We start from the raw sequence: 13,451 nt of genomic DNA, 5'->3' as shown, positions 1-13,451 counted from the left end.
TAACTCACCTTCTTATATAAGTAAATGTTTCAGATGAACTTTCGGGGTTATTTAAGTCTTTTACAGAAATCTTTACTCTGATTAAACCTTCTACACTATCAGCAAATTCTGCCGATATATTAAATGGACTAGCAATAGGGCTGCCTAAAAGATTGGATAGTTCGTTCTTCTCCACAATGCAAGGTAATGTAGCACATACAATGCTGCTTTTCACGTCATTTTTTGACAAACTGACTTCTATCTGATTAACAATCTGCTGGGCAGTCTGAGTTGTACTTAATTTATCTTCATTTTTTTTGACGAACATTGCTGACTGGGTAAAAAAACTGGCAAAAGAGGTCAAAATAATAACAAGTAATACAATAGATAATAAGACCTCCACCAAAGTAAGTCCTTTTTCTTCATCCAACTTTATTCCCAAGACATTCTTCCTCCGTCTACTATATCAAGTAATTTTATTATACAATATAAAAGAGTGAAAATTGTTATTTTATAAGTTAATAGTCCGATATATTGCTGAAAATTGGCGGGCTATAATAATCACATATAAACGTATGGAGTGAGACAATGAAAAGTCTTTTACTTTTGTTAATATCGGCAGTTTTGGCATTGGTTTGGATAAAATATATTTCTTTAGGGCTAAACCGGAAAGAGAAAATAATTGTTATTCTTTCTTCCTTTCTTATCGGGTCTTTTGGTTTAGTTTTTTGTTTGATTGCTCCTCCTTGGCAAGCATTGATAATTATGGTATTGCTGGCGTTTTCTGTTGGATATATAATGGTTAGCCGTTCAGTTGGTATTGTCACAGTAAAAGGTTCTGAACAGCTAAATGTGAATGACAATCTGGATCGTAATACTATTGAAAGTGATAACTCCTCTGAGATTGCAACTCAACAAGGAAGCCTGATTAGGTCTCATGAAGATGAAATAGTACCAAAAGTTCTTCCAAATCTTCAGGTAATAGATTTGGAAGAAGACATCTCTTTCTTGGAAGAAAGAAATAAATTACCATTGACTGACTTTGATGATATACCGGTTATTAACTTTGAAAGTCAAAAAGACTTTAATGACGAGAAGTGGATTAATGAAGTTGAAGAACACGAAATGTATGCAACTAGCCAATCGTAACCTATTGTTTATTCAGAGGGATTCTAATATCGGAATCGGGGAGGACAAAATAAATGAAAAAGCGAAAAATATTTAAACTATCTCTGATCGTTTCTGTTTATTCTCTGTTTATTTTTAGCTTCACCTACTTTGGTGTATCGGCAATAAGTTTAAGGTCCTCTGCTAATCAAGTATTCTCAGAAAAAACGTTTATTGGCACTATGGATGTTTCGGGTAAATCGCAGGAAGAAGCAAAATCCGCCCTGGAAGCGAAAAGGAGCGAATGGGTTTCCAATGCGGAGATTATATTGTCTTATAAAGGGCAAACCATTTCAATTGCTGCCGCTGAATATGATTTTTTAATAGATGAATCGATTGCATCAGCTGTAAATGGAGCGCAGAATAAAGTGCTCGTTAAGATGAAAAAAGACGTCATTGATGAACTGCCGCAAATTCCAACATCGCTCATCAGCAATCTTGATAATGAAAGTCTAAAAAAAGAATTGCTATTAGCCGCACAGAATTTTGTACAAACGACTGAAATTAGTCTGGAAAATTATCTTCCAAAAGAAGGGGTTAAAATAATTTCTAAAGTTGCCATAAAACTTTCAGAAGAAAATCAAGAAATCCAGGAATTTACTAAACTTTACCCAGCAATCAAGATTGCTCCTGAATCTCAATTTTCTTTTGCTGCATTCGTTAAGGAAAATGAAATGAACCATATATCTTCTTATACATATAGCCAGATTGCTACGGCGATTTATCAAGCACTCATGCCTACTAATTTTTTGATTGCTGAAAGGCATATCGGCAGTCAGCTTCCTGACAATATACAGGCTGGGTTTGAGGCAAAGGTTAATTTCGATAAGAAAATGGATTTACTTTTCTATAATCCTAACAATTCTTCGTATTCCATGGCATTCAATTTGAAGGCAAGTGAATTGGAGGTTTCAATAATAGGGATTCCGCTTTTGTATAATTACAGCATCAGTACTGCGGACAAGCAGGAATTTGAGCCGAGGACAATCAAGCAATATTCACCGCTCCTTGAGAAGGGCCAAAAATCGGTTGAAGTAGAAGGAAGTGCTGGGATTCTAGTAAAGGTATTTCGTGAAACTTATAATCAAAAAGGTGAGCTGCTAAAATCTGAATTGTTATCCGAAGATTTTTATCCCCCAGTTCATAGGGTAGAAATAGTGGCACTTACACCGGCAGCTCAGGCGACAGTATCCACAGCAGATGAAAATGCAGATACGGTAGCAGTACCTTCAGCAGAGGAAACAGAACATGCCGGGCAAAACGCATCTGACAACATCCCTGCTGAACCTAAGGAAAATGGTAATGAGGCACAGCAATCGAGTGATAGCCAGAATGGAACAGAGAACAATGCAGATGAAGACGATGGCGGTTTATTTGGGAAGCCGAACGAAGAGCCGAAGTAAGCATTGATGTCGGGAGCGATAAAAAAATGAGACAAATTAGAAAGCGGCTTGGTGATTTATTAGTAGAAACAGGCATGATTTCTGAGGAGCAGCTTAAGGACACCTTGGCTGAAAAAGCACAGGGGCAAAAGCTTGGGGATGCCTTGCTTCAACGGGGACTTATTACTGAACAGCAATTAATTGAAGTTCTTGAGTTTCAGCTTGGAATTCCGCATATAAGTTTATATCGGTACCCATTCGATACGACTCTTTTTACTCTTATTTCTAAAGATATAGCCAAACGTAACCTTGTCATTCCCTTAAAGAAAGAAGGAGAGAAACTGTATGTGGCGATGGCTGACCCGATGGATTTCATCACGGTTGATGACCTCAGGCTGTCGACTGGCTTCCATATCGAAACAGCAATAGCGACCAAAGATGATATAATCCGTGCGATCAATAAATATTATGATAGCAATGAAGGATTTGAGGATTTAATCGGTATCAACAGTCCCGCTATAGATCCGATTCAGGAGGAAAAACTTACAGAAGCAGATTCTCCAATCATAAGGCTTGTTAATCAACTGCTTTCAATTGCTTCTGCCAGCAAGGCGAGTGATATCCACATTGATCCTCAGGAGACGAAAGTTGTAATCCGATACAGGATTGATGGCATTTTAAGGATTGAACGTGTACTGCCAAAGTATATGCAAAACGTCCTTATCGCGAGAATAAAAATCATGGCTAATCTTGATATTACTGAGAATCGTATTCCCCAGGATGGCAGGATTAAAGCAAATCTCGACTTTCATCCTATTGACCTGCGGGTGTCAACACTTCCAACTGTATTTGGCGAAAAAGTCGTCATGCGTATCCTGGATATGGGCAGTACACTGAATGACATTGAAAAGCTCGGATTCAACAAACACAATCTTTCCCGTTTTAAAGATATGATTTCCAAGCCAAATGGGATTGTGTTGATTACCGGACCAACCGGTTCAGGGAAATCATCTACCTTATATGCTGCACTGAACAAGCTTAATAGTGAAGAGGTAAATATCATCACGATCGAGGATCCTGTTGAATACCAGCTCGAAGGGATAAATCAAATACAAGTTAATTCTAATGTAGGCATGACGTTCGCAGCTGGACTACGCTCTATTTTGCGTCAGGATCCGAATATAATCATGGTGGGTGAAATCCGCGACAAGGAAACAGTTGAGGTAGCGGTTAGAGCATCATTGACTGGTCATCTTGTTCTAAGCACAATGCATACGAATGATGCCCTAAGCTCGGTTACTAGGATGATTGATATGGGGGTAGAACCATTTTTGGTCGCATCTTCGTTAAGCGGTGTTGTTGCCCAGCGTCTTGTTCGAAAAGTATGCCGTGATTGCGCAGACACACATGCACCGACCAAAAGAGAAATCGATATTTTCTCAAAAAGAGGAATTTATATCGAAAATGTTTGGAAAGGGAGAGGCTGCTCTTCATGTAATATGACTGGATATCGTGGCCGAATTGCTGTTCATGAGGTTTTGGCTGTCGACGATGAACTACGCAGAGCCATCATGAATGAGGAACCAGTAACTACCCTCAGGGAGATAGCGGTAAGAAATAAGACAATCTTTCTAATTGATGATGGTTTGCTAAAGGTTAAACAAGGGCTCACTACAACTGAAGAAGTTTTGAGAGTCGCCATAACAGAATAAGCGAGGTGAAACAATGAAGGATAAAATTGAACATTTGCTCCGGTCTGGTTTTGAGCTTAAGGCATCTGATATACATATTACTGTCGGCATTCCTCCCGTCATGAGGATTAACGGAGATCTTAGGAGATATGGATCTGACACTATTACACCCGATGAAACAGAAGGAATGGCAAGAGCGATTATTCCTGTAAAATCATGGGAACATTTCAAGTCGAAGGGTGAACTGGATTTTTCATATGGTATTCCGGGCATCTCCAGATTCAGGGTGAATGCATATCATCAGAGAGGTTGTGTTTCGCTTGCGATCCGAATTGTTCCTACTAGGATTCCTACATTGGAAGAACTCGAATTGCCGGAAATTTTGAAGAAAATCTCTGAAAAGCCACAGGGATTGGTACTAGTGACCGGACCGACGGGAAGCGGAAAATCGACTACACTTGCATCGATGATTCAGTATATGAATATGGCGATGAGGAAGCATATTGTCACATTGGAGGATCCGATTGAATACCTGCACAAGCACGGGAATAGCATCATTGACCAGCGTGAAATTGGCTTTGATACAAATAACTTCGCCAATGGCTTAAGGGCCGCTCTCCGGCAGGATCCAGATGTCATCTTAGTAGGAGAAATGAGAGATTTGGATACAATTCAGACAGCAATAACAGCTGCTGAAACAGGGCACTTGGTATTAGGGACTTTACATACCTCAAGCGCGCCGGCCACAATAAATAGAATAATAGATGTTTTTCCGCCAAGCCAGCAGGCTCAGGTCCGTATCCAGCTTGCCTCTGTCTTAGTCTCGGTCATCTCCCAGCGTCTTTTCCCTACAGTGGATAAAAAAGGACGCAGAAGTGCTACCGAGATTCTTATCAATAATGCTGCTGTGGCGAATTTAATCCGGAATGAAAAAATCCATCAAATTATCAGCATCATGCAAACCTCCAGGATTTATGGCATGCATACATTGGAAATGAACATCAAGGAGCTTGTTCAGCAGGGAATCATCTCTAAGGAAATTGCTGAACCATATTTACAGGAGAAGTTGGTGTAATATGGCACGCTTTAAATATTCCGGACGGGACCGGACGAAAAAACGATCAGGCACGATCACGGCTGGTTCAAAGCGTGAAGCGTTGGAAAAGCTTCGGGAGGAAGGAATCAGGACAACTGAAATTACTGAAGTTCCTGAAACCTGGCTGACAAAAGATATAACGATTGGAAATCCTGTTAAACTGCAGCATTTAGTCATCTATTTGAGGCAGTTTGCCACTCTATTAAAAGCTGGCGTTTCCGTAGTAGAGTCCACAAAGATTCTAGCTCAGCAAACCGATAGCAAAGCTTTAAGGAAAGCACTGTTGGATATCGAATCTGAGTTACGAGAAGGGGTTCAGTTATCACAGGCGACGGCAAAGCATAGCAAAATTTTTTCGCCGATGTATATTAATATGGTCAAGGCTGGGGAAGCGGGCGGAAATATGGATGATACATTAGAACGTCTGGCAGACCATTATGAAAAGCAGCATAACACACGGCAAAAGGTAATTGCTGCTTTGAGTTATCCTTTAGTAATTGGATTTATTGCGATTGCAGTTGTTATCTTTTTACTAGTGTATATTGTTCCTACCTTTGTCGACATGTTTGAGGATTTTGGAGGAGAACTGCCCGCGATTACTAAATTTGTCCTTGGAGCCAGTGATTTCATGCAGAACTTCTGGTGGCTTATTTTATTTATCATGATAGGTATTGTAGCTTCTATAACAGCAATGAAGAAGAACAAACAGACAAAATATTATCTTGATTATGCAATGTTAAGAATGCCGATTTTCGGTAAGTTGCTGCAAAAGGCGGTTCTTGCGAGAATGACTCGTACCCTTAGCTCACTCTTTTCTAGTTCGGTACCAATTCTTCAGGCACTTTCTATAGTTGAAAATGTTGTTGAGAATGAAGTGGTTGGCAGAGTCGTTCGAGAATCCCGTGATTCGCTTGAAATTGGGCAATCTATGACAGGACCTATGCGCAAGCACTGGGCATTTCCTCCACTGGTCACGCAAATGATCTCAATTGGAGAAGAAACAGGATCGCTCGATGCCATGCTTGGCAAAGTAGCCGATTTCTATGAAAAAGAAGTAGACACAAGCACCGACCAATTAAAATCATTGATAGAACCGATCATGATTGTCATTCTCGCATCATTAGTCGGAACTATCGTCACATCCATCATGGTTCCAATGTTCGACATATTTAACCATGTTAATTAATTATTACTAAAAACGACAATTAATAACACATTATTTATATGAATTTATAATTCTATCAATTATAATATTTATTAATATATACTGCTTTTGTCATGGGATAAATTTACTAAAAGGAGAGTTGGAAATGTTAAAAGCTATTAAAAAAGGATTGAAGGATCAAAGAGGTTTGACACTGATTGAACTTTTGGCTGTTGTTGTTATTTTAGGGATTATTAGTGCAATTGCGGTACCGAGTATTGGAGGACTGATTGATAACTCCAAGAAAGATGCACATGTTGCGAATGCTCAACAAATGGTTAGCTCTGCAAAATTAGCATTAACTACGGATGCCACTTTACAGGAAGGAACTCATTTTCTAACTCTTGGTTATTTAGAGGATCAGAAATTCTTAGATCCTGTCTCAGATCCTGATGGAACTGATGCTGGTTATATAAAAGGCGGTACAGAAAAGGTTTCTTCACTGACAGACACAAATGTTTCATTTGTAAAAATAGCAGGCGGGAAAGTAGAATCAGTTAAATTGGTTAATGCAACAAGAGGAGTTCAAACAAAGACAAAAACCTCTGTAGCTGTTAAAGACCTAAAAAGAGGAGCAGTAAACTAGGTTTGTAGGTGCATAATGAATATATTAGTTGTTATCTTTTTAATCTACGGCATCACCCTAGGATCTTTCTACAACGTAGTAGGCCTCCGAGTCCCAGAAGGGAAATCAATCGTAGCACCTCGCTCTTCCTGTCCAAACTGCGGACACCAATTAAATGCGCTAGAATTGATTCCGGTATTTTCATATTTAATCCAGAGGGGGAAGTGCCGACAATGTAAGGTCGGCATTTCGCCCGTTTATCCTTTATTTGAGCTTTTGACTGGTGTGCTGTTTGCTAATGCTTGCCTCTTGCTTGGGTGGAGTGCTGATTTGCTCATCGCGGTAACGCTTATCTCTTTATTCATCATTATTACTGTGTCTGACCTTGCTTATATGCTCATTCCCGATAAGATTCTGCTTGTTTTTGCGGGGATTTTTGCGGTAGAGCGTTTTTTTATTCCGCTATTGCCGTGGTGGGATTCTTTTGCTGGGGCGGCTGCAGGATTTTTTCTCCTCCTAATGATTGCCCTCGTTAGCAGGGGAGGCATGGGCGGTGGTGACGTAAAGCTTTTCGCTTTGATTGGCTTTGTTGTAGGATTCAAGACCATGCTGCTATCCTTCTTTTTTGCTACTTTTTATGGCGCTTTTTTTGGTATCATTGCCATGTTGCTTGGCTTCGTAAAAAAGAAGCAGGCCATTCCGTTTGGTCCATTCATTGCCATTGGAACTTTGACTGCCTATTTTTTTGGCAGGGAGATCGTAGAATGGTATCTTGATTTTTTTATAATTGGTTTTTAATAAAAGCTTTTTTCGGAGTTATGTTGCTACCAATCTTCCATGCGAAAACAGTCATATTCAAAGGAGTTTCTCAAAATGGCATTTTCTTTTTTTCCGGCAGAAGCAAAGTTGTCAATCTTGTACTTAATGACCATTCGATTCGATACGTTGAGCTAAAGCAGAAGAACCCGGTTATTCCACATCATTATGGCCAGCGTTTATTGCCTTCAGGTATTGTCACGGACGGCAAAATTCAAGACTTCGACACATTGGTGAATATTCTGGATGAATGTATTGCTGAATGGAAAATTGCCAAAAGGGAAATCCGGTTTACCGTACCTGATTCGCTTGTCATCATCAGAAAGGTTTCAATCCCAGCTGATGTAAAAGAAGATGAAATTCATGGTTATTTGTATTTAGAACTTGGCTCAAGCATTCACTTGCCCTTTGAGGATCCTGTATTTGATACGATTTCTCTCGGTGTTGAAAAACAAAAACAGGAAATCTTGGTTTTTGCGGCTCCTGAGAAATATGTTACAGAGTACGCTGACCTGTTTAAATTCGTGAAGCTTAAACCGGTAGCTGCTGATATTTCACCGCTAGCGATTTATCGTCTTTATCACCAAAGTGACATGGCCGTTAGGAATGAGATCCTGTTGTCTGTCCAATTTGATCTTGATGTGGTAAGTATGTGCGTCTTTGAGGAACAGATTCCGGTTTTCATGCGACATATTCCTGGTGATCTTAAGGAGAGCTGGAAGGTTAAGAGGAGCAGGGACAATCAGACGAGCCAGGAGCTAGTGTATGAAGGTGAAATTGCTGAATTGACGTTCCAACTCGAAGAAATTTATCGAGACATTGCTAAGCTCATGGACTTTTATCGATATTCGTTGACCCAGGGGGAAAATGAGGTTTCGCGCATATTAGTAAATGGCGATCATCCTTTGCTTGATAGAGTATTAAGTGATATGAAAGAAAGGTTTGGAATTCCTGTTGATACAATAAAAATCAAGATACAGAATTCCGATGCTGTAGAATTGCCCAGAGCCTTCAATCTGGCACTCGGGCTAGGATTAAAAGAGGTGTAATGATGCTGGTAGAGATTAACCTTTTACCTAAGAGAGAGCATAAAAAGTCTTCACAGCTTATTATTGCCATTTTAATTATATTATTTTTCACAGTAAGTTCATCGATCATTTACATACAGGGAAACAGGTATAACAGCAAAATGGTGTCTATTGACAAGCAAATTGTGTCCCTTCAAAAGTTGAACGATGCACAACAGGCAAAAATGACAGATGTCGAAGCAGGCAATGCGGCAGTAAAGCTTCAGACTGCTCTAAAATGGGCTGAACAATATCCTGTCGAAACAGTGCCATTAATGCAAAATATCATTTCATTGCTTCCGGAGCGCGGATTTATTCAAAACTTTGAATATAGTAATTCCGATTCAGTCCGGATCACAATTCAATTTGATGCTACTAGAGACACAGCTTTTTATTTAAGTTCGTTGAAACAATCTGAATGGGTCGAGGAAGCATCACTATTAAATATTAGGGCTGTAACAATGGAAGAGGAGAAAGCAGCAGGCGAATCTGGCACTATAAATAATAATGAAAAAGAAAAAATTCTACCTAGATATAGTGCTGAATACAAGATCATCTTCAAAGCGCAGTATTATAAACATAACAGGGAGTCAGCTTTAGAAGGAGGAAATGAGCCATGAGCCTCCGACTGGAAAAAAAGCATATTATCATCCTTCTAATCTCATCCTTCCTGGCAGTGTTACTATATTGTGGAGCCTTTCTTTTTTATTTGAATCCTCTTAAAACCAGCCTATCGTTGAAGGAAAGCCAGTTGAAATCTGAGCAGCAGCTAGGTGAAGCACTGGCAGCCCGTCTTGCTTCAGGGAAGGAAAGTGATTTCAGCAGTACAGCGGAAATGCAAACATTACTTCCAGTAGATCCGATGATTGAGCAGTTTGTTCTGGACCTTGAGAAGGCTGAGGTTGTTTCAAATAGTTATATCGCATCAATTGATTTCACAGAAGGTGAGTCAAGCGACTTAGCTGCCCAAATTGACGCAAATCAAGAAGAAGACTCATCAAAAGCTGCGCAATCTGCTAATCAGGAGGATTCCGAAACCACCACAAATGAGAATCAGAAAGAATCATTAAATATGCCTGAGGGATTAGCAAAAACATCAGCGACGATCGTTGTTAATGCTGATAATTATTTTGATTTGGAAAAATTCATCGATACTCTGGAAAATTCAAAAAGGATTGTAATGGTAGAATCAATTGCATTTAGTGGACCAGAGGAATTGATGTCCCTGTCAGATGAGCAAGAAAAGCTTGAGATGACCCTTACAATAAATATCTTTTATCTGCCAGGGCTGGTTGATCTGAAGGAAAATAATCCTAAAGTGGAAACCCCTGAACCAGCCAACAAACGGAATCCATTCCCTACCTTTGGCGATTATTCTGATGATAATGTTACATCAGACCAAAAGCCTGAAAGTGAAGAGATTATGGAGCCTGATGTATTTTTAACAGAAGAAGATAGCAACGAACATTAACCTCCTAAAAAAATTGACGAAAGCATTCTATAACAAGACGACAAAAGTCTTGTTATTTTTTTTTGCCTGTATGATAGGATGAAGCAAAATAGGAACGGGTATGGAGGAGGTACGAGTATTGGACAAGCAAGGAAGGACGATAACGATCAAGATTAATGGCAAGGATCAACCGCTGAAAGGCGAAAAAAATTCTATAAAAGAAGTGGACGAGAACCAATTTGTCCAAAGTGATAGAGATGATGCACTGAATGAATCGGCAGCTTCTCAGGAATCAGCGGATGATAGCTTTGATTGGATTTTGCCAGACCCTATTGAGGAAGAGGTTGTGAAGGAATACAAGATTGCGCCAAAACAGCCTAAGAAGCAAAAGAAAAATATTGGAATTTCAGTTTGGAATCCGAAAAATTCACGCAAGAATCGTCTTTATTCCACCATCTTTATTACGACCTTTTTCGCTGTATTGCTTGGAACGGTTTTTGGTGTCACCATTTTGAAATTTGTGACAGCTGATACTGATCCAGCTGTACCGGCAATTTCGAAGGTAAATCCTGCTCCGGAAAAAACAGACGAGGATAAAGGAGCAGGAAGTGTTTCTGCACAACTAACTAGCATACCTGCATTTGTTGTGCAAAACGGAATTTTCACTACTGAGGACGCAGCAAAGGAACGCGTGAGTCTATTGGCAGGACAGGGAATATCGGCTGAAATCTTTCCGGTCAATGGACAGTTTGCTATTTACTTAGGAATGGCAGGCAGCATCGAGGAAGCTAAAGAAATTAGTAACGCTCTTAAGTCAAAAGGGGTAGAGGTGTTTGCGAAGCCGGTTGAAATATCAGGAGGCATGGCAGAAAAAGTAACAGCTGAGGAAGCTAAATTACTGGAGAAAGCTCCTGAGATATATTCTATTCTATCAAGTGGAAATGCAGCAACGCCTGAAACCCAGAAAAAAATGGTTGAGTATCAGGTCATGTTAAGTGAGATTCCCGACAAGACTATTAAGGACAAAAATATATTAAAGACTAAAGCCAGCATTGAAAGAGCAAGCAAATCATTTGCGGATTATCAAAAATCAAAAGACGGAAAACAGCTGGCTGAAATGCAAACGAATTTGCTGGCATTCCTCTCCGCCTACTCATCCATTGTTAAATAATCAACTTCATTTAATATGAGAATTCTTATAGCAGAATATTTTCCGGGAAATTGTGCAAATTAACAGAGCTTTCGGCATTTGGCTGAAAGCTCTAATTTTATGCTGATATTTTGGGTTAACCGCTATTTGAATTCGTATTTTTTAAATTGCTCTGTTAAAGCTGAATATTAATTTTAAACCCTGTTGATTGTAGTGGAAGGCGCGAAGACTCCTGCTGGCGCAGCTGGTCAGGTGAGACCCCGCAGGAGCAAAGCGACGAGGAGGCTCAGCGCCAGCCCCGCGGAAAGCGAAGCGCCTGGAACGAAAATCAACAGCCGTGTTTAACAGAGCCTTTTTAATAAAAAGTCTTCAATTTAAGCAGCCTAAATGCAATTTATATCAAAAAATATCAATTTTAAGAAAAATAATTATTTAAAAGCCACAAAGTTTACGAAAAGAGTCTATACTAGAGATTGTTTGCAGTGTGGAAGTTTGTTACGATTAGTTTGTATCTCCCTTAGATGCAAATAAAAAAGAAAGGTGATTTTATGCAACGCCTCATTTTAGCCTCTTCTTCTCCACGGCGAAAAGAACTTCTTGAAAACCTCCGCTTGAAATTTGAAATCTCGAGCAGCGATGCTGATGAAAGTTTTAGTGAGGAATTAAGCCCTGCGGAAGCAGTGATGGAGTTGGCATCACGAAAGTCAGCTGTTGTGGCTGCGAACTATCCAGATTGTTTCGTTATAGGTTCGGATACAGTTGTTGTCCATGAAGCTGAGATCCTGGGCAAGCCTGTTGGTGAACAGGAAGCCTTTCAAATGCTCAGGAAGCTGTCTGGAAATACCCATTCAGTTTACACGGGGGTATCCATTATATCTCCAGAGAAGGAAATGCGTTTTTATGAAAAAACAGATGTGACGTTCTGGGATTTGTCAGATGAAGAAATTGACACCTATATAAAGAGCGGTGAACCATTTGATAAAGCAGGCGGCTATGGAATACAGGGATTTGGAAGCATGCTTGTCAAAGAAATCAATGGTGACTATTACACTGTTATGGGGCTGCCTGTATCAAGATTGATTCGGGAGCTTCAAAAGATCGGTTACATCCTTCCTTATTAAAAAGAATGCCACAGAAACTTCTTCTACACTTCCCTCGTCATAATTTATTGACTGGGAGGAAGACCAATTGTCATCAAATTCATTAATGATCAGAGATTATCCGCAAAACGAACGGCCTAGGGAACGGTTTGTCCAAAACGGTCCCCAGAGCCTGTCGAATCATGAATTGCTTGCCCTGCTGCTCGGAACAGGGTCAAGAGAAGAATCAGTCCTGCAGCTTGCAAACCGCATGCTTTCCCAGTTTGAGGGCCTTCGTCTGTTAAAAGATGCTACTCTTGAAGAATTGACGCAAATAAAAGGGATTGGACAAGCGAAAGCGATCCATGTCCTTGCTGCTGTTGAAATTGGCAGACGGATAGCAAACCATACTCTTGATGAACGCTATGTCATCCGTTCGCCTGAAGACGGCGCAAAATACTTGATGAACGATATGCGCTTCCTGACCCAAGAGCATTTTGTATGTCTTTATTTAAATACAAAAAATCAGGTCATTCACAGACAGACGATTTTCATTGGTAGTCTGAATGCCTCGATCGTGCATCCACGCGAGGTATTTAAGGAAGCTGTCCGCAGGTCGGCTGCCTCGGTCATATGTGTCCATAATCATCCTTCTGGAGACCCAACTCCAAGCCGGGAGGATATTGAGGTCACGAAGCGGTTGACTGAATCGGGGAAAATTGTCGGAATTGAGTTGCTAGACCATTTAATCATTGGGGAAAATAAATATGTTAGTTTGAAGGAAAAAGGGTATGTATGATACTAG

Annotated in this window: 14 protein-coding genes; 13 read left to right on the top strand and 1 reads right to left on the bottom strand. The window is 40.0% G+C overall.

Features of this window, described 5'->3' with window-relative positions:
• Positions 1–4: 4 nt before the first annotated feature.
• Positions 5–421, bottom strand: coding sequence for a type IV pilus modification PilV family protein (locus tag AABM38_RS17565; RefSeq protein WP_423407551.1), 417 nt, complete (start codon positions 419–421; stop codon positions 5–7).
• Between the two features lie 146 nt (positions 422–567).
• Here AABM38_RS17565 and AABM38_RS17560 point away from each other — a divergent pair, with 146 nt between their 5' ends.
• The 13 genes from AABM38_RS17560 (at position 568) to radC (ending at position 13,445) form a co-directional block, all read left to right on the top strand.
• Positions 568–1,128 (top strand): hypothetical protein, encoded by a 561-nt coding sequence (locus AABM38_RS17560; RefSeq protein WP_423407550.1) that lies wholly within the window; start codon positions 568–570, stop codon positions 1,126–1,128.
• Positions 1,129–1,181: 53 nt separating this feature from the next.
• Entirely contained in the window at positions 1,182–2,549 is a 1,368-nt protein-coding gene (locus AABM38_RS17555) for a VanW family protein (RefSeq protein ID WP_423407549.1), read from the top strand.
• Positions 2,550–2,575: 26 nt separating this feature from the next.
• The gene (locus AABM38_RS17550; RefSeq protein WP_423407548.1) at positions 2,576–4,240 is read left to right on the top strand and encodes a GspE/PulE family protein; all 1,665 of its coding nucleotides are present in this window, start codon (positions 2,576–2,578) and stop codon (positions 4,238–4,240) included.
• A gap of 13 nt (positions 4,241–4,253) precedes the next feature.
• On the top strand, positions 4,254–5,294 hold the full coding sequence (locus tag AABM38_RS17545) for a type IV pilus twitching motility protein PilT (protein WP_423407547.1): 1,041 nt from the start codon (positions 4,254–4,256) through the stop codon (positions 5,292–5,294).
• Between the two features lies 1 nt (position 5,295).
• The gene (locus tag AABM38_RS17540; protein ID WP_423407546.1) at positions 5,296–6,501 is read left to right on the top strand and encodes a type II secretion system F family protein; all 1,206 of its coding nucleotides are present in this window, start codon (positions 5,296–5,298) and stop codon (positions 6,499–6,501) included.
• A gap of 124 nt (positions 6,502–6,625) precedes the next feature.
• Positions 6,626–7,105: a type II secretion system protein gene (locus tag AABM38_RS17535; protein WP_423407545.1), complete on the top strand. Its 480-nt coding sequence runs from the start codon at positions 6,626–6,628 to the stop codon at positions 7,103–7,105.
• Between the two features lie 15 nt (positions 7,106–7,120).
• Complete coding sequence (locus AABM38_RS17530; protein ID WP_423407544.1) at positions 7,121–7,882, top strand: prepilin peptidase; 762 nt, start codon at positions 7,121–7,123, stop codon at positions 7,880–7,882.
• 20 nt (positions 7,883–7,902) lie between these two features.
• Entirely contained in the window at positions 7,903–8,949 is a 1,047-nt protein-coding gene (gene pilM / locus AABM38_RS17525) for a type IV pilus biogenesis protein PilM (protein ID WP_423407543.1), read from the top strand.
• Complete coding sequence (locus AABM38_RS17520; RefSeq protein ID WP_423407542.1) at positions 8,949–9,587, top strand: hypothetical protein; 639 nt, start codon at positions 8,949–8,951, stop codon at positions 9,585–9,587. The genes pilM and AABM38_RS17520 overlap by 1 nt, the downstream gene beginning before the upstream one ends.
• Positions 9,584–10,438: a hypothetical protein gene (locus tag AABM38_RS17515; RefSeq protein ID WP_423407541.1), complete on the top strand. Its 855-nt coding sequence runs from the start codon at positions 9,584–9,586 to the stop codon at positions 10,436–10,438. The genes AABM38_RS17520 and AABM38_RS17515 overlap by 4 nt, the downstream gene beginning before the upstream one ends.
• Before the next feature lie 118 nt (positions 10,439–10,556).
• On the top strand, positions 10,557–11,588 hold the full coding sequence (locus tag AABM38_RS17510) for an SPOR domain-containing protein (protein WP_423407540.1): 1,032 nt from the start codon (positions 10,557–10,559) through the stop codon (positions 11,586–11,588).
• Between the two features lie 527 nt (positions 11,589–12,115).
• The gene (locus AABM38_RS17505) at positions 12,116–12,688 is read left to right on the top strand and encodes a Maf family protein (protein WP_423407539.1); all 573 of its coding nucleotides are present in this window, start codon (positions 12,116–12,118) and stop codon (positions 12,686–12,688) included.
• A gap of 67 nt (positions 12,689–12,755) precedes the next feature.
• On the top strand, positions 12,756–13,445 hold the full coding sequence (radC, locus tag AABM38_RS17500) for a RadC family protein (protein WP_335376320.1): 690 nt from the start codon (positions 12,756–12,758) through the stop codon (positions 13,443–13,445).
• The last annotated feature ends 6 nt before the right edge of the window (positions 13,446–13,451 follow it).

Origin of the sequence: Heyndrickxia sp. MSNUG, from assembly GCF_049532715.1 — a bacterium.
Lineage (GTDB): Bacteria > Bacillota > Bacilli > Bacillales > Cytobacillaceae > Mesobacillus.
The sequence above is the reverse complement of the archived record's forward strand: the minus strand, read 5'-3'. Positions and strand labels throughout refer to the sequence as shown.

What these genes read in the sequence shown, in the direction of transcription:
- AABM38_RS17545 (WP_423407547.1), top strand. Translation starts at nt 4,254, where the DNA reads ATGAAGGATAAAATTGAACATTTGCTCCGGTCTGGTTTTGAGCTTAAG.
- AABM38_RS17560 (WP_423407550.1), top strand. Translation starts at nt 568, where the DNA reads ATGAAAAGTCTTTTACTTTTGTTAATATCGGCAGTTTTGGCATTGGTT.
- AABM38_RS17515 (WP_423407541.1), top strand. Translation starts at nt 9,584, where the DNA reads ATGAGCCTCCGACTGGAAAAAAAGCATATTATCATCCTTCTAATCTCA.
- AABM38_RS17550 (WP_423407548.1), top strand. Translation starts at nt 2,576, where the DNA reads ATGAGACAAATTAGAAAGCGGCTTGGTGATTTATTAGTAGAAACAGGC.
- AABM38_RS17530 (WP_423407544.1), top strand. Translation starts at nt 7,121, where the DNA reads ATGAATATATTAGTTGTTATCTTTTTAATCTACGGCATCACCCTAGGA.
- AABM38_RS17555 (WP_423407549.1), top strand. Translation starts at nt 1,182, where the DNA reads ATGAAAAAGCGAAAAATATTTAAACTATCTCTGATCGTTTCTGTTTAT.
- AABM38_RS17535 (WP_423407545.1), top strand. Translation starts at nt 6,626, where the DNA reads ATGTTAAAAGCTATTAAAAAAGGATTGAAGGATCAAAGAGGTTTGACA.
- AABM38_RS17520 (WP_423407542.1), top strand. Translation starts at nt 8,949, where the DNA reads ATGATGCTGGTAGAGATTAACCTTTTACCTAAGAGAGAGCATAAAAAG.
- AABM38_RS17540 (WP_423407546.1), top strand. Translation starts at nt 5,296, where the DNA reads ATGGCACGCTTTAAATATTCCGGACGGGACCGGACGAAAAAACGATCA.
- AABM38_RS17505 (WP_423407539.1), top strand. Translation starts at nt 12,116, where the DNA reads ATGCAACGCCTCATTTTAGCCTCTTCTTCTCCACGGCGAAAAGAACTT.
- pilM (WP_423407543.1), top strand. Translation starts at nt 7,903, where the DNA reads ATGTTGCTACCAATCTTCCATGCGAAAACAGTCATATTCAAAGGAGTT.